Annotated in this window: 20 protein-coding genes; 13 read left to right on the forward strand and 7 right to left on the reverse strand. The window is 70.8% G+C overall.

Going from position 1 to position 26,319, the window contains the following annotated elements; genetic code table 11:
- The first annotated feature begins 4 nt into the window (after positions 1–4).
- Genes GFH49_RS21665 through GFH49_RS21680 form a run of 4 tightly spaced genes read left to right on the forward strand, consistent with a single transcriptional unit; the run spans position 5 to position 7,231 of the window.
- Positions 5–2,188, forward strand: a complete 2,184-nt coding sequence (locus tag GFH49_RS21665; protein ID WP_155057755.1) for a WD40/YVTN/BNR-like repeat-containing protein — start codon at positions 5–7, stop codon at positions 2,186–2,188.
- The gene (locus GFH49_RS21670; protein ID WP_155057756.1) at positions 2,188–4,152 is read left to right on the forward strand and encodes a beta-galactosidase; all 1,965 of its coding nucleotides are present in this window, start codon (positions 2,188–2,190) and stop codon (positions 4,150–4,152) included. Before GFH49_RS21665 ends, GFH49_RS21670 begins: the two co-directional genes overlap by 1 nt.
- Complete coding sequence (locus GFH49_RS21675) at positions 4,149–6,476, forward strand: glycosyl hydrolase family 95 catalytic domain-containing protein (protein ID WP_155057757.1); 2,328 nt, start codon at positions 4,149–4,151, stop codon at positions 6,474–6,476. Before GFH49_RS21670 ends, GFH49_RS21675 begins: the two co-directional genes overlap by 4 nt.
- Positions 6,477–6,514: 38 nt before the next feature.
- Entirely contained in the window at positions 6,515–7,231 is a 717-nt protein-coding gene (locus GFH49_RS21680) for a glycoside hydrolase family 12 protein (RefSeq protein ID WP_155057758.1), read from the forward strand.
- 30 nt (positions 7,232–7,261) lie between these two features.
- On the opposite strand, the gene GFH49_RS21685 is transcribed toward GFH49_RS21680, so the two are convergent.
- The 3 genes from GFH49_RS21685 to GFH49_RS21695 all read right to left on the reverse strand — a co-directional run bounded on the left by GFH49_RS21685 (position 7,262) and on the right by GFH49_RS21695 (position 11,888).
- Entirely contained in the window at positions 7,262–8,449 is a 1,188-nt protein-coding gene (locus tag GFH49_RS21685) for a sulfotransferase family protein (RefSeq protein WP_155057759.1), read from the reverse strand.
- A 97-nt stretch (positions 8,450–8,546) separates the two neighbouring features.
- A complete protein-coding gene (locus tag GFH49_RS21690; protein ID WP_155057760.1) occupies positions 8,547–10,592 on the reverse strand; it encodes a glycoside hydrolase family 31 protein in 2,046 nt (681 codons plus the stop codon).
- 288 nt (positions 10,593–10,880) lie between these two features.
- The gene (locus GFH49_RS21695; protein ID WP_155057761.1) at positions 10,881–11,888 is read right to left on the reverse strand and encodes a LacI family DNA-binding transcriptional regulator; all 1,008 of its coding nucleotides are present in this window, start codon (positions 11,886–11,888) and stop codon (positions 10,881–10,883) included.
- Positions 11,889–12,232: 344 nt separating this feature from the next.
- Here GFH49_RS21695 and GFH49_RS21700 point away from each other — a divergent pair, with 344 nt between their 5' ends.
- A complete protein-coding gene (locus tag GFH49_RS21700; protein ID WP_155057762.1) occupies positions 12,233–14,200 on the forward strand; it encodes an acyl-CoA dehydrogenase family protein in 1,968 nt (655 codons plus the stop codon).
- A gap of 14 nt (positions 14,201–14,214) precedes the next feature.
- Here the strand turns inward: GFH49_RS21700 and GFH49_RS21705 are convergent, their stop codons facing one another.
- A complete protein-coding gene (locus GFH49_RS21705) occupies positions 14,215–14,670 on the reverse strand; it encodes a lamin tail domain-containing protein (protein WP_155057763.1) in 456 nt (151 codons plus the stop codon).
- Positions 14,671–14,858: 188 nt separating this feature from the next.
- On the opposite strand from GFH49_RS21705, the gene dxr reads away from it, so the two are divergent.
- The 6 genes from dxr (at position 14,859) to GFH49_RS21735 (ending at position 22,248) form a co-directional block, all read left to right on the forward strand.
- Positions 14,859–16,118 carry a 1-deoxy-D-xylulose-5-phosphate reductoisomerase gene (gene dxr / locus GFH49_RS21710; protein WP_155057764.1) on the forward strand — a complete coding sequence of 420 codons (1,260 nt, stop codon included), beginning with the start codon at positions 14,859–14,861 and terminating at the stop codon, positions 16,116–16,118.
- Positions 16,115–17,419: a site-2 protease family protein gene (locus GFH49_RS21715; protein WP_155057765.1), complete on the forward strand. Its 1,305-nt coding sequence runs from the start codon at positions 16,115–16,117 to the stop codon at positions 17,417–17,419. The genes dxr and GFH49_RS21715 overlap by 4 nt, the downstream gene beginning before the upstream one ends.
- Positions 17,420–17,622: 203 nt before the next feature.
- On the forward strand, positions 17,623–18,780 hold the full coding sequence (ispG, locus tag GFH49_RS21720) for a flavodoxin-dependent (E)-4-hydroxy-3-methylbut-2-enyl-diphosphate synthase (protein ID WP_155057766.1): 1,158 nt from the start codon (positions 17,623–17,625) through the stop codon (positions 18,778–18,780).
- A gap of 213 nt (positions 18,781–18,993) precedes the next feature.
- On the forward strand, positions 18,994–19,842 hold the full coding sequence (locus tag GFH49_RS21725) for a GNAT family N-acetyltransferase (protein WP_196218075.1): 849 nt from the start codon (positions 18,994–18,996) through the stop codon (positions 19,840–19,842).
- A gap of 63 nt (positions 19,843–19,905) precedes the next feature.
- Complete coding sequence (locus GFH49_RS21730) at positions 19,906–20,472, forward strand: GNAT family N-acetyltransferase (protein ID WP_155057768.1); 567 nt, start codon at positions 19,906–19,908, stop codon at positions 20,470–20,472.
- A 72-nt stretch (positions 20,473–20,544) separates the two neighbouring features.
- The gene (locus tag GFH49_RS21735; RefSeq protein ID WP_155057769.1) at positions 20,545–22,248 is read left to right on the forward strand and encodes a proline--tRNA ligase; all 1,704 of its coding nucleotides are present in this window, start codon (positions 20,545–20,547) and stop codon (positions 22,246–22,248) included.
- 109 nt (positions 22,249–22,357) lie between these two features.
- Here GFH49_RS21735 and GFH49_RS21740 read toward each other — a convergent pair whose 3' ends face one another.
- The 3 genes from GFH49_RS21740 to GFH49_RS21750 all read right to left on the reverse strand — a co-directional run bounded on the left by GFH49_RS21740 (position 22,358) and on the right by GFH49_RS21750 (position 24,524).
- A complete protein-coding gene (locus GFH49_RS21740) occupies positions 22,358–23,248 on the reverse strand; it encodes an aminoglycoside phosphotransferase family protein (protein ID WP_155057770.1) in 891 nt (296 codons plus the stop codon).
- A gap of 308 nt (positions 23,249–23,556) precedes the next feature.
- On the reverse strand, positions 23,557–24,018 hold the full coding sequence (locus tag GFH49_RS21745; RefSeq protein WP_155057771.1) for a ferritin-like domain-containing protein: 462 nt from the start codon (positions 24,016–24,018) through the stop codon (positions 23,557–23,559).
- Positions 24,015–24,524: a hypothetical protein gene (locus tag GFH49_RS21750; protein WP_155057772.1), complete on the reverse strand. Its 510-nt coding sequence runs from the start codon at positions 24,522–24,524 to the stop codon at positions 24,015–24,017. The genes GFH49_RS21745 and GFH49_RS21750 overlap by 4 nt, the downstream gene beginning before the upstream one ends.
- Before the next feature lie 194 nt (positions 24,525–24,718).
- Here GFH49_RS21750 and rimP point away from each other — a divergent pair, with 194 nt between their 5' ends.
- Together rimP and nusA are read left to right on the forward strand one after the other, a co-directional pair.
- On the forward strand, positions 24,719–25,228 hold the full coding sequence (gene rimP / locus GFH49_RS21755) for a ribosome maturation factor RimP (RefSeq protein WP_155057773.1): 510 nt from the start codon (positions 24,719–24,721) through the stop codon (positions 25,226–25,228).
- Positions 25,229–25,230: 2 nt separating this feature from the next.
- Entirely contained in the window at positions 25,231–26,241 is a 1,011-nt protein-coding gene (gene nusA, locus GFH49_RS21760) for a transcription termination factor NusA (RefSeq protein ID WP_155057774.1), read from the forward strand.
- The last annotated feature ends 78 nt before the right edge of the window (positions 26,242–26,319 follow it).

The following is a 26,319-nucleotide window of genomic DNA, read 5'->3' on the forward strand; positions in this document are numbered from 1 at the left end:
TGTCATGCGCACGTCTGGACCTAGTAGACGAGCCGTTCTTGCCGGGGCCGCGGTCGCCGGTGCGCTCGCCGGCGTTCCCTCTTTCGAAGCGCGTGCACACGCCGCCGAAGCCGAAGCGCCCCCCTACCGCTGGCGCACCGTCGTCATCGGTGGCACCGGATTCATCACCGGTGTGCTCTTCCACCCGTCCGTCCGCGGGCTCGCCTACGCCCGTACCGACATCGGCGGTGCCTACCGGTGGGACGACCGGAGCGCCCGATGGACGCCGCTCACCGATCACCTCGGGTGGGACGACTGGAACCTCCTCGGTGTGGAGGCCATGGCGGTCGATCCCGTCCACCCTGACCGGCTGTATCTCGCGCTCGGTACCTACGCCCAGTCGTGGGCCGGCAACGGTGCCGTGCTGCGGTCCGACGACCGTGGTGCCACCTGGACCCGTACCGATCTGACCGTGAAGCTCGGGGCGAACGAGGACGGGCGGGGGACCGGTGAGCGGTTGCTCGTCGATCCGCGGAACAGCGACACGCTGTGGCTGGGTACCCGGCACGACGGGCTGCTCAAGTCGGCCGACCGGGGTGCCACTTGGGCAGCCGTGAGCGGCTTTCCGCCCGCCCCGAGCGCGAGTGGGCAGGGTGTCACCTTCCTTGTCGCCGCCGGTCGCACCGTCTACGCCGGGTGGGGCGACGGCGGCGACAACCTGTACCGCACCGCCGACGGAACGACCTGGGAAGCCGTCCCGGGCCGGCCCACCGGTACCTCGGCCGAGGTGCCGATCCGCGCCGCGTACGACCGTCACACCCGCGCGCTGTATGTGACGTACGCGAACGCACCGGGGCCCAACGGCCAGTCCGACGGCAGCGTGCACAAGCTGGCCACCGCGACCGGCGCGTGGGCCGACGTGACGCCGGTCCGGCCCGGCGGCAGCGACGCCTTCGGCTACGGCGGCGCCGCCGTCGACGCCCGCCGCCCCGGCACGGTGGTCGTGTCCACCAACAACCGCTGGGCCGCCGTGGACACCCTGTTCCGGTCGGCGGACGGCGGTCGCACCTGGACATCCCTCAAGGACTCCGCGGTCTTCGACGTGTCCGAGACTCCTTTCCTCAACTGGGGTGAAGAGCAGCCCAAGTTCGGCTGGTGGATCCAGGCGCTGGCGCTCGACCCGTACGACTCGGAGCACCTTGTCCACGGCACCGGCGCGACCCTCTACGGAACGCGGGACCTGAGGCACTGGGCCCCGCAGATCCGTGGGCTGGAGGAGAGCTCCGTGCGGCAGCTGATCTCGCCTCCGGTCGGGGAGGCGCATCTGATCAGCGGACTCGGGGACATCGGCGTGATGTACCACGAGCGGCTCACCGCGTCTCCGTCGCGCGGCATGGCGACGAACCCCGTGTTCGGGTCGGCGACGGGACTCGCGCAGGCCGCGGGCAGAGCGGATTACGTCGTGCGCACCGGGTGGGGCGACAGCGGCAACGGCGCCCACTCGAACGACGGCGGGCGGACCTGGGCGCCCTTCGCAGCCCAGCCCGACATCGCCAAGGACGCACCGGGGCCGATCGCCACCAACGCCGACGGCAGTGTGCTGCTGTGGACCTTCGTGCACTGGGACGGCACGAAGTACGCCGCTCACCGCTCGGCCGACAACGGCGCGACCTGGTCCGAGGTCTCCTCCTTCCCGAAGGGCGCCACGCCGGTCGCCGACCCGGCCGACCCGACGCTCTTCTACGCGTACGACACCGATACGGGAACGCTATACGCCAGCACTGACAGTGGCCGGACCTTCACCGCCCGTGCGGGCGGACTCCCCTCCGGCGACAGCCAGTTCAAGCTCGTCGCCGCGCCCGGCAGATCCGGTGACCTCTGGCTCAGCACCAAGTGGAACGGACTCCACCGGTCCGTCGACGGTGGGGCCACCTTCAGCAAGGTCGACAGCTGCTGGGCCTCCTACACCCTCGGCTTCGGCAGGGCCGCCGACGGCGCCGACTACCCGGCGATCTACCAGGTCGGCGCCACCGAGGCCATCACCGCCGTCTACCGCTCGGACGACCGGGCGAAGACATGGGTGCGGATCAACGACGACGCCCATCAGTGGGGCTGGACCGGCGAGGTCATCGTCGGTGATCCACGCATCCACGGCCGCGTGTACCTCGCCACCAACGGGCGGGGCATCCAGTACGGGGAGCCTGTCTGATGCCGCAGCTCGGTGACGCCACCCGCGGTCGCATCCTCTTCGGCGGCGACTACAACCCCGAGCAGTGGCCTCAGGAGGTCTGGCCGGCCGACGTACGCCTCATGAAGGAGGCCCGCGTCAACTCCGTCACCCTCGGCGTCTTCTCCTGGGCCAAGCTCGAACCCCGGCCGGGAGCAAGGGAGTTCGGGTGGCTGGACCGGCTCATGGATCTGCTGCACGACAACGGCATCGGCGTCGTCCTGTCCACCCCCACCGCCTCGCCCCCGCCCTGGCTCGGCCGCCTCCACCCCGAGACCCTGCCCCGCGACGAGGACGGCCGCGTCGAATGGTGGGGCGGGCGGCAGCACTTCTCGCACTCCAGCGAGGCCTATCGGCGTTACGCCGCCGCCATCACCGAGGATCTGGCGGCCCGCTACGGCAGTCACCCCGCCCTGACCATGTGGCACATCAACAACGAGTACTGCACCTACGACTGGGGCGACGAGGCAGCCGCCCGCTTCCGCCGGTGGCTGAAGAACAAGTACGTCACCCTCGACGCCCTCAACACCGCCTGGGGCACCGCCTTCTGGAGCCAGGGCTACGGCGACTGGAACGAGGTGCTGCCACCCCGGCACGCCCACTACCTCAAGAACCCCACCCAGGTACTGGACTTCAGGCGCTTCACCTCCGACATGCTGCTGGAGTGTTACGTCGCCGAGCGGGACATCGTCCGGCGGCACACTCCCCACACCCCGGTCACCAGCAACTTCATGCCGCTGTGGGTGGGGCAGGACGCCTGGCGCTGGGCGGCCGAGGAGGACGTCGTCTCCGTCGACCTCTATCCCGATCCGCGTGACCCCTTCGGCGCGCAGAGCGGTGCCCTCGTCCAGGACCTGACCCGTTCGCAGGCCCGCGGCCCCTGGATGCTGATGGAGCAGGCGGCCGGACCGGTCAACTGGCGGGGCGTCAACCACCCCAAGCCGCACGGGCTGAACCGTCTCTGGTCGCTGCAGGCGGTGGCCCGCGGCGCCGACGCCGTCTGCTACTTCCAGTGGCGGCAGTCCCGGCAGGGCGCGGAGAAGTTCCACTCGGGGATGGTCAGCCACGCGGGGGCGGAGGGCCGTACGTACCAGGAGGTCAAGCGGCTGGGGGCGGAACTGCACAAGATCAGTGGGGACGTGACGGGCGGTCATATCCAGTCCGACATCGCCCTGCTGCACGACTGGCACTCCTGGTGGGCCGGCGCCCAGGACGGCCGCCTCTCCACCCACGTCGACCATCCCGACCTCCTCCGCGCCTGGCACCGCGCCCTCTGGGAGGCCCACCTCACCACCGACTTCGCCCACCCCGAGCACGACCTCACCCGGTACAAGCTCGTCCTCGCCCCGCAGCTCTACCTCCTCACGGACACCGCGATCGACAACCTCCTCGCGTACGTCCGCGGCGGCGGCACCCTCGTCTGCGGCTTCCTCACCGGCATCGCCGACGAGGACGACCGGGTCCGTCCCGGCGGCGTCGACGCCCGGCTGCGCGAACTGTTCGGCATCCGCACCCTGCACGAGTGGTGGCCGCTGGACGCGGGGGAGACGGTCGAGTGCGACGGGTTCCGTGGGACGCTGTGGTCGGAGGAGATCGAGGCCGAGGACGGCGCGACGGCCATCCCCTACAAGGGCGGCGAACTCGACGGTCTGCCCGCCGTGCTCCACCAGGGCCGTGCCTGGTACGTCTCCACCCTCCCCGAGCCGGACGCCCTGCGCGACCTGCTCTCCCGCATCGCCGCCGACGCGGGCGCCCGGCCCGTGCTCGACGGCCTGCCCGCACGCGTGGAAGCCGTCCGCCGCGGCGATCTGCTCTTCGTCCTCAACCACGGACGCGAGCCGGTGACCGTCGACGTCCCCGGCACCCACCGCGACCTGCTGACCGGCGAGAGGGTCACCGGCCGACTCACCCTCGCGCGCTACGGAGCGGCGGTCCTGCGCCCATGACAGCCCGAACAGCGACCACCACCCAGCCGGCCCATGCGGCCGCCGGCCCCGTCCACGGCACCTGGGAGCCCGCCCCCGCCACCCGCTGGGAGGACGGCTTCCTCAGCGGCAACGGCCATCACGGCACCCTTGTGTTCGGGGATCCGAACGATGAGCGAGTCGTCGTCACCCACCACACCCTCGTGCGCCCCAACGGCAGCGAGAGCGCCCGCCCGCCCGAACTGGCCTCCCGACTCCCCGAACTCCAGGACCGGTTGCTCGCCGGGGAGACGCGGGCGGCGGAGACCTTCACGGACGGGCGCGACCTGACGTGGGCGCAGCCCTTCCATCCGGCCTTCGGGATACGGCTGCGGAGCGCGTCGGGCACCCGCACGCACTACCGCCGCTCGGTCGACTTCACCACCGGCGTCACCCAGGCCGAGAGCGACGGCTGGGCCAGCCGCGTCTTCGTCTCCCGCGCCGACGACGTCATCGTCCAGCAGGTCACCGCCGCCGACCTGACCATCGCCCTCGACCACCGCCTCCCCGGCGCCCCGCACGACCTGGCCGTCGGCCACGGCGCCGTCCCCACCGCCGACGGCGCCCTGCTGAACCTGCGCGCCCGCTACCCCGGCGGCGACCGCGCGTACACGGGCGTCACGCTGGTCATCGTCACCGGCGGCCACAGGACGCTCACACCGCTCGGACTCCGGGTCGCCGGCGCCGACTCGGTCCTGCTGCTGACCCGCGTGGTGCGCCACACCGGCGAGGCCGACCTACCCGCCCTGTCCCGGGCCCTGCGGGACCTGGCAGCGCCCCGAAGGGGCGCGGGGAACTGCGCGACCAGCCACGACGCAGCCGCAGACGATCGACGCCCCATCGCGGCACACCCCGCGGAGCGCATACCACCGGAAGGCGGCGACCCGTACACCCGCCTGCTGGACCGCCACACCGCCCTGCACCGCACCGCCTACGCGCGCGTGACGCTCGACCTGGACGCGAACCCCGCCGAACGCGCCCTGCCGGGCTCCGAGTTGCTCGGACACCCCGGGAGCCCGGCCCTGCTGGAACGCCTCTTCGCCGCAGGCCGCTACCACCTGCTGTCCGCCGCGGGCCTGTGCCCGCCCCGCCTCACCGGCCTGTGGACCGGCGACTGGAACACGGCGTGGTCGGGCGCGTTCACCAACGACGCCAACGTCAACCTCCAGACCGCATCGGCCGCAGCCGCAGCGCTCCCCGAAGTCACCGAAGCCCTCGCCGCCCTGATCGACCGTCAGCTGCCGCACTGGCGCGACAACGCCCGCGCGGTCTTCGGCACCCGGGGCGCCGTCGCCCCCGCCCACAGCGACGGCGAGTCGGGGCTGACGTACCACTACAGCCGCGAATACCCGCTGCACCTGTGGACCGCCGGGGCCGACTGGCTGCTCAAGCCGCTCGTCGACCACGACGAGACCCGCGGCGAACGCGACCCGCGCACCGCCGACGCGCTCGCCGAAGTCGCCCTGTTCTACGAGGACTTCCTCACCCGCACCGATGACGACGGACACGTCGTCGTCGTGCCCTCCTACTCACCCGAGAACCGGCCCGCGAACGCGAGCTGGGGCGCGATCAACGCGGCCATGGACCTCTCCGCGGCCCGGCACGCCCTGCGCACGGCCGCCGAGTACCACCCGGAGAAGGCGGAAACGTGGCAGGCCCTCGCCGACAGGCTTCCGCCGCACAGGACCAATGACGACGGCGCACTCGCGGAATGGGCCTGGCCCGGACTCGCCGACACCTACGACCACCGCCACCTCAGCCACCTCTACGGCGTCTGGCCGCTCGACGAGATCAACCCCTACGACACCCCGGACCTCGCCGCCGCCGCACACCGCGCCCTCGAACTCCGCGGCGCCGAGAACGACTCGGCACACGGCCACCTCCACCACGCCCTCGTCGCGGCCCGCCTGCGCGACGGCGACCGTGTGGCGCACGCCCTCGGCCAGGTCCTCAAGGCCGACTGCTTCCACACCTCGCTGATGAGTTCGCACTACCCGGACCTCGACGTCTACAACGCGGACGCCGCCCACACGCTGCCCGCCGTCGTCATCGAGATGCTCGTGCAGTCGACCCCCAACCGGCTGGTGCTGCTGCCCGCGCTCCCGGCGGCGTATCCGAGAGGCGAACTCCGCGGCATCCGCACGAGGTTCGGGGCGGAAGTCGACCTGAGCTGGAGCCCACGACAGGCGACCGCCGTCATACGTCCCACCCGCACACACCGCGTAGAACTCCGGACTTCCTCCGGCGCACGGCCACTGGACCTCGTCGCCGGAGAAGACCACGTCCTCCATCCGGGGGCGTGGTAGTCACCCCCGCAACTCCCCCCACCCATGGAAGGGACACCATGGCAAAGAACACACTCCGCAAGCTCACCATGGCCGTACTGGCCCCGGCGATGGCCCTCGGCGCCACCGTCGGTCTCGCCTCCGCCCCCGCCCAGGCCGCCGTCTGGAACTCCTGCGACCAGTGGGGCAACACCAGCCTGAACGGCTACACGCTCTACAACAACATCTGGGGCTCCGGCGCCGGCAGCCAGTGCGTCTGGGCCAACTCCGGTACCAACTGGGGCGTCTGGGCAGACCACCCCAACACCGGCGGCATCAAGTCCTACCCGAACTCCAAGAGGGTGGTCAACAAGACCATCGCCTCCCTCGGATCGCTCACCAGCAGCTACAACGTCACCGTCCCGTCGTCCGGCGCGTACAACACGTCGTACGACATCTGGGACACCGATTACGACTACGAGATCATGCTCTGGGTCAACTACAACGGAGCCGTCGGCCCGCTCGGCACCTCGCAGGGCAGCGTCACCCTCGGCGGCCACACCTGGAACGTCTACCGGGGCAACAACGGCGCCAATGAGGTGTTCTCGTTCCTGCGGACGTCCGACTCCACCTCCGGCAACGTGGACATCAAGCCGATCCTCAACTGGGTCTCCACCACCAAGGGCTGGATGTCCAGCAACGAGACCATCGGCGACGTCCAGTTCGGCTACGAGATCACCTCGTCCTCCGGCGGCCTCGACTTCGTCACCAACAACCTGACGGTCAGCAGCAGCTGACCGCCACCGGGCCGGGGCCGGTCCGTGCCGTCAGGCACGGTCGACCTCGGCCCGCAGCGCGTTGTAGTCGGCGAAGGCGGACTCGACTCCCGTGCGGGTGAGGCCGTAGCGGGACAGGTCGTACCGGTGGGGGCGGCTGCCTTTGAGCCGGGTGGCGACCTCGGGGAGCCGGGCGGTGCCGGTGTCGGTCCAGCGGGCGCCGACGGCCTCGTACAGCTTGGGGGCGCCGGCGGCCGGGTCGGAGCCGAGCCAGGAGTACGGGACGTCGACCAGGGACCCGTGGGGCATGTCGGCACGGGCCGCGAGCCCTCGCTGTACGGAGCGGCTCAGCAGGTCGAGCCAGGTGGCGCCGAGGGCGGGCAGGTCCACGTGGCGCCGGGAGAGGACCATGCCGCACTCGACCAGACTGCAGAACGAGGCGACGGCGGTCGCCGGGTCGCGGTGCGTCCACACGAGCGTGGCGTCGGGGAACACGGCGAGCAGGGCGTCCAGGTTTCCGGTGTGCATGGGGGACTTCAGGATCCAGCGGCGGCGCGGGCGGCCGTGCTGGAGCACCTGGAAGCACTGCTTGAGGTGGCGGTAGTCGGGGGTGAAGTCCCGCTCGAACTGCCGGGCGTGGTACTCCGGCAGATGGGCCTGGGACAGCGGCACCAGGGCGTGCGGCAGGAGGAAGGTGCACTCCTCAGGGCCCTCGGCGGTCATGGGGTGGATGTCGCGGAAGCGCGGAGTGAGCAGATAGGTGCCGTTCAGCGTCCGGCGTGCGGATGTGATCGCCCGTTGCCGTTCGCGCGGCGACGGGTCGAGGCCGGGGGCGAGCAGTTCCCACAGCCGGGGGCAGCGGTGCTCGCCGGAGAGGGACAGCACGCTGTGGGTGAGGGTGGTGGCGGTGCGCGGGAGCCCCACCACGAACACCGGCTTCTCGATGGGCTCCTGCTCGATGGCGGGATGCTCGGCGATCAGCCGCCGGATCCGGGCCCGGTTGGTGAGGTGCCTGCGGACGTGGGCCCGCGCGGACTGCCAGCCGACCGGCGACAGGTCCTCGTCGGCCGCCCACTCGCGCAGCAGCGACCGGAAGCCGTCGACGAACCACTCGTCCCCGTCCGTCTGCCCGGCTTCGGCGGCGATCCGGTCGAAGGTCCGGTCCGGGTCGCGCCGGGAGCCGAACGCGGGCCGCAGCAACAGATTGGCCAGCGTCACAGGGAGGGGAGCGGAGGGCACGAGGAGGGCTTCCTTTCTCCGGCACGCGACGACGCGGTCAGCGAACAAGTCTGCAAGACAGAGAAGTTGACCGAACCACCGCCCTCGCCCGGCGCCGCTACTCCGTCACCGGCAGCTTCGCCCCGTCCCGCAGAAACAGCGGGATGCGGTCCAGAGGGGCGTCGACCGTCACGGTCGTACCGCCGCCGTACGTCGCACCCGTCCACGCGTCCGTCCATGTCGCGCCCGCCGGGAGATACGCCGTGCGGGCCGTGGCGCCCGCCGTGAGTACCGGGGCGACCAGGAGGTCCCGGCCGAAGAGGTAGGAGTCGTCGACGGACCAGGTCGCCTGGTCCTCGGGGAACTCCAGGAAGAGGGGGCGCATGACGGGCAGGCCCTCCTCGTGGGCCTCGCGCATGACCTGGAGGACGTACGGCTTCAGGCGCTCGCGCAGCCGCAGGTACTGCTCCAGGATCGCGCCGGCCCTCTCGCCGTAGGACCAGACCTCGTTCGGGCCGCCGGTCATCTCCGGGCCCAGCGGCATGCCGGGGTCGCGGAAGCCGTGCAGACGCATCAGCGGGGACAGCGCGCCGAACTGGAACCAGCGGACCATGACTTCCTGGTACGCGGGGTCGGTGGGGTCGCCGCCGTGGAAGCCGCCGATGTCCGTGTTCCACCACGGGATGCCGGACAGGGCGGTGTTGAGGCCCGCCGCGATCTGGCGGCGCAGGGTCGCGAAGTCGGTGCCGATGTCGCCGGACCACAGGGCGGCGCCGTAGCGCTGACTGCCCGCCCAGGCCGAGCGGTTGAGGGTGACGACCTCGGACTCGCCCTCCGCGGCCAGGCCTTCGTAGAAGGCGCGGGAGTTCTCGGCCGGGTACATGTTGCCGACCTCCAGGCCCGGGCCCGCCCAGTAGCGCAGGTTCTCCTGGAAGCCCGGCTTCAGCTCCGGCTCGCAGGCGTCCAGCCAGAAGGCGTTGATGCCGTACGGGTCCAGGTAGTTCGCCTTCACCTTCGACCACATGAACTCCCGCGCTTCGGGGTTCGTGGCGTCGTAGAAGGCGACCTGGACGGTGGAGGCGACCTCCTTGTCGGGCCAGTCGGCGTGCGCGACGGGGCCGTACTGGGTGCCGATGAAGTAGCCGCGCTGCTCCATGACCGGGTGGTTCTCGCTCAGCGGGGACACCGACGGCCAGACCGACACGACGAGCTTGATGCCCAGTTCCGCCAGCTCCCGCACCATCGCCGCAGGGTCCGGCCACTCCTTCGGGTCGAACTTCCACTCGCCCAGGTGGGTCCAGTGGAAGAAGTCGCAGACGATGGCCGAGATGGGCAGCCCTCTGCGCTTGTACTCCCGTGCCACCGCGAGGAGTTCGTCCTGCGTGCGGTAGCGCAGCTTGCACTGCCAGAAGCCCGCCGCCCACTCCGGCAGCATCGGGGTGCGGCCGGTCACCGCGCTGTAGCGGCGCTGGGCGTCGGCCGGGCTGGTGCCCGCGGTGATCCAGTAGTCGATCTGGCGGGCCGAGTCCGCGACCCAGCGGGTGCCGTTGCCCGCCAGCTCGACGCGGCCGATCGCCGGGTTGTTCCACAGCAGGGTGTAGCTGCGGCTGGAGGTGAGGACCGGGATGCCGACCTCGGCGTTGCGCTGGACCAGGTCCAGGACCAGGCCCTTCTGGTCCAGGCGCCCGTGCTGGTGCTGGCCGAGACCGAACAGCTTCTCGTCCTCATAGGCGGCGAAGCGCTGCTCCAGGCGGTGGTGGCCGTTGCCGACGGCCGTGTAGAGGCGGGGGCCCGGCCACCAGAAGTGGGCGCGTTCCTCGGCGAGGATCTCGGACAGGTCGTCCGTCCGCAGGAACCGGATCATCCCCTCGGCGTTCACCTCGACGGTCAGCGCGCCGACCGTCAGCCGGCCCTCTCCGTCCCCGGCCTTGACCGTGGCCTCGGTCACCGGAGCCTCGGCCGGCAGAGCGCCGGGCAGTCCGTCGAGCACGGGACCGCCGAGCCGGGCCCGGACCCGCACCGCGTCCGGGCCCCACGGCTCGATGCGTACGGTCTCCTGGCGGCCGCTCCATTCCAGCGCACCGTCCCGCTCACGGAACGTGCCGACGGTGGGGGACGACTGCGCGAGGCTGACCTCGGGCTGGGTTTCGTCAGACCGGCTCACCGGTGACCTCCGACCATGTCGCGGGCAGTTACCCAGCTGATCCGGTGAGCTACGCAACGTGTGCGGCGAGAGCCAAGCACGCGCAACCTCCTTGTCTTTCGGGGCAACCGGGCTGGTTCCGACCCGGCTGGTGCTGATCGCGTATGACTCGGGCGTTCGCTGAGCGACCGAGCGGCGTGAGCCAGGAATCCCCCTGCACCAACGGGGGAGGGTTCAAGAGGCGTGCTCCTCAGGGGGGCGTGAGCACGGGGTGCCCCGGCAAGGGCACATGACCGGCGTCGGCAGTCGTCATGCCGACGCCGGCCCCGAGCTCGCCCTGACCGTCAGCTCGGGGGCGATGAGTACGACTTCGTCCTTGCCCCGCCCGTCCAGCTTGGCGACGAGGTGCTCGACGGCGTGCCGGCCCATCTCCTGGGCGGGGATGGCGACCGAGGTGAGCCGCACCGAGGCCTGGGTGGCGACCTGGTCGGGGCAGATCGCGACCACCGACACGTCCTCGGGGATGGCGCGGCCCTGCTGGCGCAGCAGGGCGAGGAGCGGTTCGACCGCCGACTCGTTCTGTACGACGAACCCCGTGGTGCCGGGGCGCTCGTCGAGGATGCGGGCGAGGGTCACGGCCATGGCGTCGTATCCGCCGTCACAGGGGCGGTGCAGCAGTCGTACCCCCAACTCCTGGGAACGGCCGCGGAGTCCGTCGAGGGTGCGCTCGGCGAACCCGGTGTGGCGCTCGTAGACCGCGGGCGCCTCGCCGATGACAGCGATGTCGCGGTGCCCCAGCATCGCCAGGTGCTCCAGGCACAGCGCGCCCGTCGCCCTGAAGTCCAGGTCGACGCAGGTCATGCCGGTGGTGTCGGCGGGCAGTCCGATCAGCACGGACGGCTGGTCGGTGCCGCGCAGCAACGGCAGCCGCTCGTCGTCGAGTTCGACGTCCATCAGGATCATCGCGTCGGCGAGCCCGCTGCCGGTGACCCGGCGTACGGCGTCGGGGCCCTCCTCGCCGGTGAGCAGCAGGACGTCGTACCCGTGCGTACGGGCCGTGGTGGCCACCGCGATGGCGATCTCCATCATCACCGGCACGTACATGTCCGTGCGCAGCGGGATCATCAGCGCGATGATGTTCGACCTGCTGCTGGCCAGGGCGCGGGCGCCCGCGTTCGGGTGGTAGCCGAGTTCGCGGATGCTCTGTTCGACCCGCTGCCGGGTGGTCGTGGAGATGGACCGCTTGCCACTGAGGACATAGCTCACCGTGCTCGCCGAGACTCCGGCGTGCTGGGCGACCTCGGCAAGGGTGACCATCCAGCTCTCCAAGTGTTGTGAAGCGCTTCGACAATGCGCGATGCGGATTTCGGCGGGGTGGGGGTGGTTCGACAGTAGCCCTACCGGGGGTGGGTGTCCATAGGTTGTCGAAGCGCTTCGACTCGGACTTGCCGGAGGGCGCGGGGCGCCGGGTGGTTCGTCCCGGATCGGCCTTCCCGGGGTGCGGGCTCCTGCCTACCACGACCGGCCGCGGGGGGCTACGGAACGGAGGTGGACCGCGCGAGGGGTGGTGGGGTCGTCCGGTATCGGGTAGTAACGATCCAGTAGCACCAGTCAGTAACGTGCGGCCCCAAGATCCCCCTATTCGCGGCGAGGTGAGCCTCATGTCCGCAGCACCCACCAAGCCCTCCGTCACAGAGCGCGAGGCACGCCAGGTGGCCGAGGCCGCCCGGGAACAGGACTGGCGCAAGCCCAGCTTCGCCAAGGAACTGTTCCTGGGCCGCTTCCGGCTCGACCTGGTCCACCCGCACCCCACCCCGGCCACCGAGGAGGTGCAGCGCGGCGAGGAGTTCCTGGCCAAGCTGCGGGACTTCTGCGAGACCAAGGTGGACGCGGCCCTGATCGAGCGCGAGGCCCGGATCCCCGACGCCGTCATCGACGGGCTCAAGGAGCTCGGCGCCCTCGGCATGAAGATCGACACCAAGTACGGCGGGCTCGGCCTCACCCAGGTGTACTACAACAAGGCGCTGGCCCTGGCGGGCTCGGCCTGCCCGGCGATCGGGGTGCTGCTCTCGGCGCATCAGTCGATCGGCGTACCGCAGCCGCTGAAACTGTTCGGCACCCAGGAGCAGAAGGAGCAGTTCCTGCCGCGCTGTGCCCGCACGGACATCAGCGCGTTCCTCCTCACCGAGCCGGACGTCGGCTCCGACCCGGCACGGCTGGCGACGAGCGCGGTGCCGGACGATGGGGGCACCTCCCGCTCGAGCGAATTCGAGAGTGGGGGAGAGTACGTCCTCGACGGGGTCAAGCTGTGGACCACCAACGGCGTCGTCGCCGACCTGCTCGTCGTGATGGCCAGGGTGCCCAGGAGCGAGGGCCACAAGGGCGGCATCACCGCCTTCGTCGTGGAGACCAACTCGCCCGGCGTCACGGTCGAGAACCGCAACGCCTTCATGGGCCTGCGCGGCATCGAGAACGGCGTCACCCGCTTCCACCAGGTCAGGGTCCCCGCCGCCCACCGCATCGGCCCCGAGGGCGCCGGTCTGAAGATCGCACTCACGACGCTGAACACCGGCCGCCTCTCGCTCCCCGCGTCCTGCGTCGCGGCCGGCAAGTGGTGCCTGAAGATCGCCCGCGAGTGGTCGGCCGCCCGGGAGCAGTGGGGCAAGCCGATCGCGCACCACGAGGCGGTCGGGTCGAAGATCAGCTTCATCGCGGCGACCACCTTCGCCCTGGAGGCGGTGCTCGACCTGTCGTCGCAGATGGCCGACGAGGACCGCAACGACATCCGTATCGAGGGCGCGCTGGCGAAGCTCTTCGCCTCCGAGCAGGCCTGGCTGATGGCCGACGAACTGGTCCAGATCCGCGGCGGCCGGGGCTTCGAGACGGCCCAGTCGCTCGCCGCCCGCGGCGAACGCGCGGTCCCCGCCGAACAGGTCCTGCGCGACCTGCGCATCAACCGGATCTTCGAGGGCTCGACCGAGATCATGCACCTGCTGATCGCGCGTGAGGCGGTCGACGCCCATCTGTCGGTGGCCGGCGATCTGATCGACCCCGACAAGTCCCTCCAGGACAAGGCGAAGGCGGCCGGCAACGCCGGGGTCTTCTACGCCAAGTGGCTGCCGAAGCTGGTCGCCGGACCGGGCCAGAACCCGCGCGCGTACGGCGAGTTCAACCACGGCGTCGATCTCTCCCCGCACCTGCGCTACATCGAGCGCACCGCCCGCAAGCTCGCCCGCTCCACCTTCTACGCCATGTCCCGCTGGCAGGGCCGGATGGAGACCAAGCAGGGCTTCCTGGGCCGGATCGTCGACATCGGCGCGGAGCTGTTCGCGATGAGCGCGGCCTGCGTCCGGGCCGAACTCCTGCGCAGCCAGGGCGACCACGGCCGCGAGGCCTACCAGCTCGCCGACGTCTTCTGCCGCCAGTCCCGGATCCGGATCGACGAGCTCTTCGGCCGCCTGTGGACCAACACCGACGACCTGGACCGCAAGGTCGTCAAGGGAGTCCTCGGCGGCGCCTACACCTGGCTGGAGGAAGGCATCGTCGACCCGTCGGGCGAGGGCCCGTGGATCGCGGACCCAACCCCCGGGCCCTCGCGGAAGGAGAACGTGCACCGACCGATCAGGTAGGCGTCAGCCGGACCTCAGCACCACTTGTCGCTGGGGTCCGACGTCGTCCAGGAGCAGGTGTCGACCGTGGTGCCGTTCGCCTTGGTCAGCGTGGCCTTGTCGCTGGTGTTGTTCCAGACGTACCAGCCGCGGTCCTGGTACTTGTTCGCCGTGGTGTCCCGGCCGACACCGGTCCTCACCTTCATCGTCTTGCCCTTCCCGATCTTCACGTTGGGGAAGACGTACCGGTGGTTGGCCTTGTCCTTCAGGACCCAGCCCTTCAGCGAGACCGCCGCACCACTGGTGTTCTTGATCTCCACCCACTCGCCGTTGAGGCTGGTGTTGGAGCCGGTGTCCGAGCCCGGGCTGTCGAACCAGACGTGGCGGATGACCACGCCCCCGGCGGCCTGGGCCGGAGTGCTGAGTACGGAGCCGGTGAGGGCCAGGGCGCCCGCGAGTGCGGGCACGGCGAAAGCGGCGCGTATGCGCATGGAGAAATCCCCCCTGGATGTCTTCCGACGGCCGGTCGTCCGCCGGCCAGGACAGAAGAGTTATCACACGACCTTCACGAGAACTTCACAATGGCGGAAGTTGCTCGAATCACCGCCAAGAACCGACAAGGCACCCACCCGTGGGGCGCCCTGTCATTCCGTACACCCGATACGGCCACAATGGAGGAATGAGCGACAGTCCAGCCCGCGCCCTGGCCGATCCGCACCTCGTCTACGACCCGGTGTCGGGCGACGGTCCGAAAGACGTGGTCATCCTCGGCTCCACCGGGTCGATCGGCACCCAGGCCATCGACCTCGTCCTGCGCAACCCGGACCGGTTCCGGGTCACCGGACTCTCCGCCGCCGGCGGACGGACCGCCCTTCTCGCCGAGCAGGCGCACCGGCTGCGCGTCCGCACGGTCGCGGTCGCCCGCGAGGACGTCGTACCGGCGCTGCGCGAGGCCCTCGCCGCCGAGTACGGCGCGGGGGAGCCGCTCCCCGAGATCCTCGCCGGACCGGACGCGGCCACCCGGCTCGCCGCCTCCGACTGCCACACCGTGCTGAACGGCATCACCGGCTCGATCGGCCTCGCCCCGACCCTCGCCGCCCTGGAGGCGGGCCGCACCCTCGCACTCGCCAACAAGGAGTCGCTCATCGTGGGCGGCCCGCTGGTCAAGGCGGTCGCCAAGCCCGGCCAGATCATCCCGGTCGACTCCGAGCACGCGGCGCTGTTCCAGGCACTGGCGTCCGGTTCACGGGCCGACGTGCGGAAGCTGGTCGTCACGGCGTCCGGCGGGCCCTTCCGCGGCCGTACGAAGGCGGACCTGGCCCGGGTGACCGTGGAGGACGCCCTCGCCCACCCCACCTGGGCGATGGGCCCGGTGATCACGATCAACTCCGCGACCCTGGTCAACAAAGGGCTGGAAGTCATCGAGGCACACCTGCTCTACGACATTCCCTTCGACCGCATTGAGGTGGTCGTGCATCCCCAGTCGTATGTCCACTCGATGGTTGAGTTCACCGACGGATCCACGATCGCCCAGGCGACGCCCCCCGATATGCGCGGGCCGATCGCCATCGGCCTCGGCTGGCCGGAACGCGTCCCCGACGCCGCGCCCACGTTCGACTGGAGCAAGGCGTCCACCTGGGAGTTCTTCCCGCTCGACACCGAGGCGTTTCCGTCGGTCGGGCTCGCCCGGCACGTGGGCCGGCTCGCGGGCACGGCCCCGGCGGTGTTCAATGCCGCCAACGAGGAGTGCGTGGCGGCCTTCCGGGCCGGCGCGCTGCCGTTCAACGGCATCATGGAAACCGTGACGCGGGTGGTGGACGAGCACGGCACCCCGCGCACGGGAACTTCACTCACCGTCGCGGACGTCCTCCAGGCGGAGGCCTGGGCGCGGACCCGGGCGAGAGAACTGGCGGCACAGACGGCGGAGGCCCGTGCATGACGACCTTGTTGTTCATCCTCGGCATAGGAGTCTTCGCGGTGGGCCTCCTGGTCTCGATCGCGTGGCACGAGCTGGGGCACCTGTCCACAGCCAAGCTCTTCGGCATCCGCGTGCCGCAGTACATGGTCGGCTTCGGCCCGACGATCTTCTCGCGGAAGAAGGGCGAGACCGAGTACGGCATCAAGGCCATCCCGTTCGGCGGCTACATCCGCATGATCGGCATGTTCCCGCCCGGTCCCGACGGCCGCCTCGAAGCCCGCTCGACCTCACCGTGGCGCGGCATGATCGAGGACGCCCGCTCGGCGGCCTTCGAGGAACTGCGGCCCGGCGACGAGAACCGCCTCTTCTACACGCGCCAGCCGTGGAAGCGGGTCATCGTGATGTTCGCGGGCCCGTTCATGAACCTGGTCCTGGCGGTGGGGCTGTTCCTCACCGTCCTGATGGGCTTCGGCATCTCACAGCAGACCACCACCGTCAGCTCGGTCTCCCAGTGCGTCATCGCCCAGAGCGAGAACCGCGACACGTGTGAGAAGTCCGACGCCGCCTCCCCGGCCGCGGCCGCGGGCCTCAAGGCGGGCGACAAGATCGTCTCCTTCGACGGCGTGCGCACCGACGAGTGGAACGAGCTGTCCGACCTCATCCGCGCCAACCCCGGCAAGGAGGTCCCGATCGTCGTCGACCGCGACGGCGAGGAAGTCACCCTGCGCGCGGAGATCGTCGCCAACCAGGTCGCCAAGAAGGACTCCAGCGGCCAGATCGTCGAGGGCGAGTACGTCACCGCGGGCTTCCTCGGCTTCAGCGCCGCCACCGGCATCGTCAAACAGGACTTCGGCTCCTCCGTGACCTGGATGGGAGACCGGGTCGGCGACGCCGTCGACTCCCTCGCCGCCCTGCCCAGCAGGATCCCCGCCCTGTGGGACGCGGCCTTCGGCGACGGCGAGCGCGAGGCGGACTCCCCGATGGGCGTGGTCGGCGCGGCCCGCGTCGGCGGCGAGATCTTCACCCTGGACGTCCCGGCGACCCAGCAGCTGGCGATGGCGTTGATGCTGGTGGCGGGCTTCAACCTCTCCCTGTTCCTCTTCAACATGCTCCCGCTGCTGCCGCTGGACGGCGGCCATATCGCGGGCGCGCTGTGGGAGTCCCTGCGCCGCAACCTGGCGAAGGTGCTGCGCCGCCCCGACCCGGGCCCGTTCGATGTGGCGAAGCTGATGCCGGTGGCCTATGTGGTGGCGGGGGTCTTCATCTGCTTCACCCTGCTCGTCCTGGTGGCCGACGTGGTCAACCCGGTGAGAATCTCCTAGTCATACGGAGTTGGTGGCGGCCTGACACGCTGTGTTCTCCGGGGGTCCATCTCCCGGACCTCCCGGCGTGCCGGGCCGTTCTCCATTGAGTGGGTTTGCCGGGCGCGATGTGCCCGGCCCCAGGCAGGTGCCGTAATCTCGAAGCCTGGAGCCCGACCTTGACGGGAACCGGACTTGATCCACGACTTGGGGTTGCACAGCAGATGACTGCGATTTCTCTTGGCATGCCGTCCGTTCCGACCAAGCTCGCCGAACGCCGCAAGAGCCGGCAGATCCAGGTCGGATCCGTGGCGGTGGGCGGGGACGCCCCGGTCTCCGTGCAGTCGATGACGACGACCCGCACGTCCGACATCGGCGCGACCCTCCAGCAGATCGCCGAACTGACCGCGTCCGGCTGCCAGATCGTCCGCGTCGCCTGCCCCACGCAGGACGACGCGGACGCCCTCGCGACCATCGCCCGCAAGTCGCAGATCCCGGTGATCGCGGACATCCACTTCCAGCCGAAGTACGTCTTCGCCGCCATCGAGGCGGGCTGCGCCGCGGTCCGCGTCAACCCCGGCAACATCAAGCAGTTCGACGACAAGGTCAAGGAGATCGCCCGCGCCGCCAAGGACCACGGCACCCCGATCCGCATCGGCGTGAACGCGGGCTCGTTGGACAGGCGCCTGCTGCAGAAGTACGGCAAGGCGACGCCCGAGGCGCTGGTGGAGTCGGCGCTGTGGGAGGCATCGCTCTTCGAAGAGCACGACTTCCGGGACATCAAGATCTCCGTCAAGCACAACGACCCGGTCATCATGATCGAGGCGTACAAGCAGCTCGCCGCCCAGTGCGACTACCCGCTCCACCTCGGAGTCACCGAGGCGGGCCCGGCGTTCCAGGGCACGATCAAGTCGGCGGTGGCGTTCGGAGCGCTGCTGTCCCAGGGCATCGGCGACACGATCCGGGTCTCCCTTTCGGCGCCCCCCGCCGAGGAGGTGAAGGTCGGACTCCAGATCCTGGAGTCCCTGAACCTCAAGGAGCGTGGCCTGGAGATCGTCTCCTGCCCCTCCTGCGGCCGCGCCCAGGTCGACGTCTACAAGCTCGCCGAGGAAGTCACGGCAGGCCTCACCGGCATGGAGGTCCCCCTCCGCGTAGCCGTCATGGGCTGCGTCGTCAACGGCCCCGGCGAAGCCCGCGAGGCCGACCTCGGCGTCGCCTCCGGCAACGGCAAGGGCCAGATCTTCGTCAAAGGCGAGGTCATCAAGACCGTCCCGGAGTCCAAGATCGTAGAAACCCTCATCGAAGAGGCCATGAAGCTGGCCGAACAGATGGAGGCAGACGGTGTGGAATCGGGCGAGCCGTCGGTGGCGGTAGCGGGCTGACGGGCCCTGTCGGCGCTCTCTCGACGCCGGTCCCCGGAATCCCGCCCGTCCGGCGTCTGAAGACGAGGCCTTCAGGACGGAGCGGGCGGCTGGGGACGGTCGTCGGCACGTGCGGTCACGGGGGAGCAGGCGGCCACCTCCACGGGGCGGCGCGGCCCCGCTTCCGCAGGTACAGTGCGGAGATCAGCAGACCTTAGGGTGAGGCCCCCGCACGTGTTGACGCAGACCACCTCCCGGGTGCTCGAACCGAGCGACCTGGACGCCGCGCTCGCCGTTCTCGACCGCGAGCCGGTCGCGAACGCCTTCGTGGCGTCCCGGGTGCAGATCGCCGGCCTGGACCCGTGGCGGCTCGGCGGCGAGATGTGGGGCTGGTACGAGGACGGCATGCTGACGTCCCTGTGCTACGCGGGCGCCAACCTCGTCCCGATCTGCGCGACACCGAGGGCCGTACGTGCCTTCGCGGACCGGGCGAGACGGGCCGGCCGCCGCTGCTCCTCCATCGTCGGCCCCGCCGACGCCACCGCCCAGCTGTGGCGCCTGCTCGAACCGAGCTGGGGCCCCGCCCGCGAGGTCCGCTCCCACCAGCCCCTCATGGTCACGGACCGCCTCCCCGCCGGCATCCCCCCGGATCCCTACGTCCGCCGCATCCGCAAGGACGAGATGGACACGATCATGCCGGCCTGCGTGGCGATGTTCACCGAGGAGGTCGGCATCTCACCCATGGCCGGCGACGGCGGCCTCCTCTACCAGGCCCGGGTCGCCGAACTGGTCGGTTCCGGCCGCTCCTTCGCCCGCCTCGGCCCCGACGGCAAGGTCGTCTTCAAGGCGGAGATCGGCGCCGCGACGGACCGGGCCTGCCAGATCCAGGGAGTGTGGGTGGCCCCCGAGTACCGGGGCATGGGCATCGCGGCCCCGGGCATGGCGGCGGTACTGCGCTACGCCCTGGCGGACGTCGCCCCGGTCGTCAGCCTCTACGTCAACGACTTCAACACGGCGGCGAGAAGGACGTACCGGCGGGTGGGCTTCAGCGAGGTCGGCGCGTTCATGAGTGTCCTGTTCTGAACGTACTCAGCCCTGACAGCCCGCGCGCGACCAACCCCCGAACCCCCCTGTAGTCTCCCCGACATGCTGCGTTTTCCCGGTCACGGCCACCGTCACCCCGAAGACATCGTGATCGGCCCCCTGGACCTCTCCGCAAGGATCGACGAGGCACTGGCAGTTCAGGCAATCGCCTTCGGACTCGGCTCGGACGAGGTCGCCGTACGCCGTCAGATCGTCCTGCGGCACATGACCCATCCAGGGGCAAGGGCGTTCGGCGCCACCGCAGCCAACCGTCTCGTCGGGTTCGTCTACGGCATGCCCAACGACCGCACCCACTGGTGGTCCACGGTCGTGGAGCCGTACCTCCGCGCCCAGGGCCACGCGGACTGGCTCGACGACTCCTTCGTGATCACCGAACTGCATGTCCACCCGCGCTACCAGAACCGCGGCATCGGCCGCTCCCTGATCACCAGGATCACGGACACCGCCGACGAACCCCGCTCGATCCTCTCCGCGATCGACACCGACAGCCCGGCCCGCGGCCTCTACTTCTCCCTCGGCTACCAGGACCTGGCCCGCCAGGTCCTCTTCCCCAGCGCCCCGAAACCGTACGCGGTGATGGGCGCCCAGCTCCCCCTCCGCCGCCGCTGACCGATTTCCGCCGCCCCGTACCGCCCGGCTAACCTCCTGCCATCACCCTTACGCAGCAGGAGTACGAGAAACATGGCGAACGCACCGGTCCAGCGCATGTCCCAGTTGATGGCGAAGACGCTGCGCGACGACCCGGCGGACGCCGAGGTCCTCAGCCACAAGCTGCTCGTACGCGCAGGCTATGTCCGCCGCACCGCCGCCGGCATCTGGTCCTGGCTGCCCCTGGGCAAGAAGGTCCTCGCCAACGTCGAGCGCATCGTCCGCGAGGAGATGGACGCGATCGGCGCCCAGGAGGTACTGCTCCCCGCCCTGCTGCCGCGTGAGCCGTACGACGCGACGGGCCGCTGGGACGAGTACGGCCCCGAACTGTTCCGCCTCCAGGACCGCAAGGGCGGCGACTACCTCCTCGGCCCGACCCACGAGGAGATCTTCACGCTCCTCGTGAAAGACCAGGCGTCCTCGTACAAGGACCTGCCGGTGATCCTCTACCAGATCCAGCACAAGTACCGCGACGAGGCCCGCCCCCGCGCCGGCATCCTGCGCGGCCGTGAGTTCCTGATGAAGGACTCGTACTCCTTCGACACGGAGGACGAGGGCCTCGCCCGGTCCTACGCCCTGCACCGCCAGGCCTATCAGCGCGTCTTCGAGCGTCTCGGCCTCGACTACCGCATCTGCGCCGCGACCGCGGGCGCGATGGGCGGCTCGAAGTCGGAGGAGTTCCTCGCTCCCGCCGAGGCCGGCGAGGACACCTTCGCGGACTGCCCGAACTGCGACTTCGCCGCCAACACCGAGGCGATCTCGTACGAGCTGAAGCCGGTGGACGCCGCAGGCGTGCCCGCCCTCGAAGAGATCCCGACCCCGGACACCCCCACCATCGAGGCCCTCGCCGCCCACCTCGGCGTCCCGGCCTCCGACACCCTGAAGACCCTCCTCGTCAAGGCCGACGGCGAGATCGTCGCCATCGGCGTCCCCGGCGACCGCGAGGTCGACATGGACAAGGTCGAGGCGCACTTCACCCCGGCCGTCGTCGAGATGGTCACCGAGGCGGACTTCGCGGCGCGCGCGGACCTGGTCCGCGGCTACGCCGGCCCGCAGGGCCTGGACGAGAAGATCAAGATCCTCGCCGACCCGCGCGTGGCCCCAGGCACGTCCTGGATCACGGGCGCCAACAAGGTGAACACGCACGCCAAGAACGTCGTCGCGGGCCGTGACTTCGAGGTCGGCGCGTACGTCGACGTCGTGGTCGTCCAGGAGGGCGACCCCTGCCCGAAGTGCGGCACCGGCCTCAAGCTGGACCGCGCCATCGAGATCGGCCACATCTTCCAGCTGGGCCGCAAGTACGCGGACGCGTTGAAGCTCGACGTCCTCGGCCAGAACGGCAAGCCGGTCCGCGTGACCATGGGCTCGTACGGCATCGGCGTCTCCCGCGCGGTCGCCGCCCTCGCCGAGCAGTCCGCCGACGACAAGGGCCTGTGCTGGCCGAAGGAGGTCGCCCCGGCCGACGTGCACGTGGTCGCCGCGGGCAAGGCCCTCCAGATCGAGCTGGCCCTCGACGTCTCGGCGAAGCTCGCCGCGGCCGGGCTGCGCGTCCTGGTCGACGACCGCGCGGGCGTCTCCCCGGGCGTGAAGTTCACGGACTCCGAGCTGATCGGCGTACCGCAGATCCTGGTCGCGGGCCGCCGGTCCGCCGAGGGCGTCCTGGAGCTGAAGGACCGCAGGACCGGCGAGCGTGAGGAACTGACGGTCGACGAGGCGATCGCCCGCCTGACCGCGTGACCTGAACCCGACGTGAGTGCGTAAGGACGGCGGAGCTGTATCGACCTGCGGCTCCGCCGTGATGGGGGAGCGACCGGTCTCCCACGCACTCGCAGACGAACCGCGACCCTCAAAGCCACCCGGCGAATTCCAGCAACAACTCCGCGTCCCGGGGCCGCCCGACCCGCAGCGCCCGCACGCCCGACTCCACGGCCCGGAACAACGTCCAGCCCCGCAGACGCTCCTGATCCACCTCAAGCGACTCCGCGAGCCGCTTGACCCGTCGGCGGGTCGTCGCCGCGCCCGACGGAGAGGCGATCAGATCCTCCACCCGGTCCCGTACCAGCCGGGCCAGATCGAACGCGCACTCCCCGACCACCGGGTCCGGCCCCACGGCCAACCACGGCATCCGCTCCCCGGCCAGCACCTTGCTCTGCCGGAACGTCCCGTGCAGCAACCGCTCCTCAGGCGGCGCGGCCAGCAGTGACTCCCGTGCGTCGAGAGCGGCGCTCACCAGTGCCGAAAACTCCGCGGACGCGCCCCGCATCGCCACGGCCTGCCGCCCCGTCCGCCCGGCGACGGTCTCGAAAGCATGCTCACCCGGCGGCTCCACCCACAGCCGCCGCAACGTCCCCGCCGCCTCCAGCAACGCCTTCGCCTCCGGCAGCGACCGCACCGACACATCCGGATGCAGCCGCTCCAGCAGCAGCACCCCCTCGGCGGTGAACTGCTCCAGGAGTTGTACGGCGCCCAGACCGCCCCAGTGGGCGAGCGCGGCCCGCTCGCTCTCCGGGCGGGCCCGGCGCGGGGCCAGCTTCAGCACGGCGGGCGTACCGTCCGGCAGCCGCACCAGCACGACCAGGCTGCTGCGCCCGCCCGGCACCTGCACCCGCTCCACGGTCAACTCGCGTAGCGCGACGGCCTGCTGAGCCGCCTGGGGCAGCTTCTCCAGCCAGTCGTCACCCTCCGGTGCCGCCTCGCCGAGCGCCCTGACCAGACGTCGCGGCGGTTCGAAAGCCATACGCGAGCCGTTCCCTTCGTCTCTCTGTGCTCGTGCCCCGGCAGGCAACGTCTGCCCCGTCGCGACGCCCGGCACGCCCTCTCGCCGCACCGGCACAAGCCCAAGTACGTCCAGTACGAGGGCTTGCACCCGGCACACCGAGAGCACGCTCCCCCACCCTCGAACCGCGCTTCGCACGGCTCGGGCGGGAGGTACCCCCCCGACGCCGCTCCTTGACGGGCAAACGTTGCCCGCCGGGGCACCCGTTCGCCTCCGGGGCGCTCTCGACACCGGCTCGCTCCTACGGCTCACTCGCGGAGTACGAGGCGTCACGCCGAGGGCGTCGCCGGCGCCGACGCGGTGGTCCGCTCGACGAGCCCAGGGAAGGCTACGCTCTCGCCGCGCCAGCGCACCGCCCGCACCGCCGCCTCCCGCAGGGCCTCGGCGGCCGTGCGCCGGCGCTCGCCGTCGGTGGCGCGCACCAGGTCGGAGTAGACCCCGGCCACCCCGTCCTCCAGCTCCGCGGCGAGGCGGACGGCCGCCGCGGAGTCCGGCACCGCGAAGGGCAGCGCGTAGCCCGCGTCCGCGGCCACCGGCTTTCCGCCCAGGTCCCGCACCGCGCGCGCCAGCGCGTCCCGCCGGGCCCGGTGGGCGTCGTACGCCGCCCTGGCCTGCGTACGGCGTCCTTCGTCGATCCGCCCGCCGACCACTCCGTAGCCGTACACGGCGGCGTGTTCGGCCGCCAGGGCCGCCTGGAACGCCGTCAGCTGCCCGTCCTCGGCCTCGCTCACCTGTCACCCTCCGTCAGCAGATACGCGTGTGCCGCCCCGGCCGCCGCCACGGACGCCAGCAGCCGCGCCAGCTCGCCCGGCATGTCCAGCAGCGTCTCGGCCCGCCGGTCCGCGAGGGCCCGCTCGGCGGCGGCGAGTTCGGCGAGAGCGGCCTTCTCGTCGGTGGGGACGGCGGCCGGCGCAGACGCCGAGGCCGTCGGTGAGGCGGACTCGGCGCCCGCCCTGCCGAACGCCTCCGCATGCCGTACCGCCTCCGCCCGCAGCGGTCGCAGCCGCTCCGCCAGCGCCGGATGTGCGGCGGTCACCGCGTCGTACCGCTCCACCAGTCCGTCGCTGTCGCGGGCCGCACGCGCGCGTGCCCGGTCGGCGGCCGGCGGACTGCCGCCGGTGCCGTCGGCGTCGGACTCGGCCGAGCAGCCCGTGAGCACGGCGCTGCCCGCGACCGAGATGAGCAGGCTCCTTCTGCGCGGACCCGAGGGGGTGCGCGGCGGCGGGGGGAACGACACGGCAGACGTCCTCGGGGCTCGTACGAAGGGAAGGGGCGGCTCGCCCGTGATCACGGTACCCGCGCAAACGTCCGACTCCACTCACCGGCACCCAACCGAGTTCCGGTGGACGGCAACACCCCCCGTGACCGGATACCCTTTGACCAGACACGCGACCCAACCACAACAGCAAACGCGGCCGAGGAGTCACCCGGATGAGCACCACCCAGAGCGAGAGGCTGCGAGAACTGCTCGAACCGCTCGTCACCTCCCAGGGCCTGGATCTCGAAGAGATCGCAGTGGACTCGGTCGGACGCAAGCGGGTGCTGCGTGTGGTCGTCGACTCCGACGAAGGTGCCGATCTGGACGCGATCGCCGAGGTGAGCCGCGCGCTCTCGGCGAAGCTCGACGAGACGGACGCGATGGGGCAGGGGGAGTACACCCTGGAGGTCGGAACCCCCGGTGCCGAGCGCGAACTCAGGGAACACCGCCACTATGTGCGTGCCACCGGCCGCCTGGTGAGGTTCCAGCTCGCCGAGGACGGGGAACTGGTCGCCAGAATCCTGACCGTGGACGACGAGGGTGTGGACCTCGAAGTGCCCGGTGTGAAGGGCCGCAAGGCCACCACTCGCCGGCTCGCCCTCGACGACGTCGTCAAGGCCCGGGTGCAGGTGGAGTTCAACCGCAAGGATCACAAGGACATGAAGGAAGAGGAGGAGGCGTAGCCGTGGACATCGACATGAGTGCCCTGCGGGGCTTGGTACGGGAGAAGGAGATCTCCTTCGACCTGCTGGTCGAGGCGATCGAGTCCGCCCTCCTCATCGCCTACCACCGCACCGAGGGAAGCCGCCGCCACGCGCGCGTGGAGCTCAACCGGGAGACCGGGCATGTGACCGTGTGGGCGAAGGAGGACCCGGAGGACATCGAGGAGGGCCAGGAGCCCCGCGAGTTCGACGACACCCCCTCCGGCTTCGGCCGTATCGCCGCCACCACCGCCAAGCAGGTCATCCTGCAGCGGCTGCGCGACGCCGAGGACGACGCCACGCTCGGCGAGTACGCCGGCCGTGAGGGCGACATCGTCACCGGCGTGGTCCAGCAGGGCCGCGACCCGAAGAACGTCCTCGTCGACATCGGCAAGCTGGAGGCCATCCTGCCGGTGCAGGAGCAGGTCCCGGGCGAGACCTATCCGCACGGGATGCGGCTTCGGTCGTACGTCGTCCGGGTGGCCAAGGGCGTCCGCGGTCCCTCCGTCACCCTCTCCCGCACGCACCCCAATCTGGTGAAGAAGCTCTTCGCTCTGGAGGTGCCGGAGATCGCCGACGGGTCCGTCGAGATCGCCGCCATCGCACGCGAGGCCGGACACCGTACGAAGATCGCCGTACGGTCCACCCGTTCGGGGCTGAACGCCAAGGGCGCCTGCATCGGCCCCATGGGCGGCCGGGTGCGCAATGTGATGGGCGAGCTGAACGGCGAGAAGATCGACATCGTCGACTGGTCGGACGACCCGGCCGAGATGGTGGCGAACGCGCTCTCGCCGGCCCGGGTATCCAAGGTGGACGTCGTCGACCTCGCCGCCCGCTCCGCGCGCGTGACCGTGCCCGACTACCAGCTGTCACTGGCGATCGGCAAGGAAGGGCAGAACGCCCGCCTCGCGGCCCGGCTCACCGGCTGGCGGATCGACATCCGTCCGGACACCGAGCAGTCGTCCGAGCGGTCGTCCGAGCAGGGCCGGGAATAGATCCAGGCCGCCGGTGGCTTGGATCACGACAGATCCATGTGAAGAACCGTTCGATTCTTGCCCCAAAGGGGTGAGGTC

The organism is Streptomyces blattellae (genome assembly GCF_009709555.1).
Classification (GTDB): domain Bacteria; phylum Actinomycetota; class Actinomycetes; order Streptomycetales; family Streptomycetaceae; genus Streptomyces; species Streptomyces blattellae.

What these genes read in the sequence shown, in the direction of transcription:
- GFH49_RS21665 (WP_155057755.1), top strand. Translation starts at nt 5, where the DNA reads ATGCGCACGTCTGGACCTAGTAGACGAGCCGTTCTTGCCGGGGCCGCG.
- GFH49_RS21670 (WP_155057756.1), top strand. Translation starts at nt 2,188, where the DNA reads ATGCCGCAGCTCGGTGACGCCACCCGCGGTCGCATCCTCTTCGGCGGC.
- GFH49_RS21675 (WP_155057757.1), top strand. Translation starts at nt 4,149, where the DNA reads ATGACAGCCCGAACAGCGACCACCACCCAGCCGGCCCATGCGGCCGCC.
- GFH49_RS21680 (WP_155057758.1), top strand. Translation starts at nt 6,515, where the DNA reads ATGGCAAAGAACACACTCCGCAAGCTCACCATGGCCGTACTGGCCCCG.
- GFH49_RS21695 (WP_155057761.1), bottom strand. Translation starts at nt 11,888, where the DNA reads ATGGTCACCCTTGCCGAGGTCGCCCAGCACGCCGGAGTCTCGGCGAGC.
- GFH49_RS21700 (WP_155057762.1), top strand. Translation starts at nt 12,233, where the DNA reads ATGTCCGCAGCACCCACCAAGCCCTCCGTCACAGAGCGCGAGGCACGC.
- GFH49_RS21705 (WP_155057763.1), bottom strand. Translation starts at nt 14,670, where the DNA reads ATGCGCATACGCGCCGCTTTCGCCGTGCCCGCACTCGCGGGCGCCCTG.
- dxr (WP_155057764.1), top strand. Translation starts at nt 14,859, where the DNA reads ATGAGCGACAGTCCAGCCCGCGCCCTGGCCGATCCGCACCTCGTCTAC.
- GFH49_RS21715 (WP_155057765.1), top strand. Translation starts at nt 16,115, where the DNA reads ATGACGACCTTGTTGTTCATCCTCGGCATAGGAGTCTTCGCGGTGGGC.
- ispG (WP_155057766.1), top strand. Translation starts at nt 17,623, where the DNA reads ATGACTGCGATTTCTCTTGGCATGCCGTCCGTTCCGACCAAGCTCGCC.
- GFH49_RS21730 (WP_155057768.1), top strand. Translation starts at nt 19,906, where the DNA reads ATGCTGCGTTTTCCCGGTCACGGCCACCGTCACCCCGAAGACATCGTG.
- GFH49_RS21735 (WP_155057769.1), top strand. Translation starts at nt 20,545, where the DNA reads ATGGCGAACGCACCGGTCCAGCGCATGTCCCAGTTGATGGCGAAGACG.
- GFH49_RS21740 (WP_155057770.1), bottom strand. Translation starts at nt 23,248, where the DNA reads ATGGCTTTCGAACCGCCGCGACGTCTGGTCAGGGCGCTCGGCGAGGCG.
- rimP (WP_155057773.1), top strand. Translation starts at nt 24,719, where the DNA reads ATGAGCACCACCCAGAGCGAGAGGCTGCGAGAACTGCTCGAACCGCTC.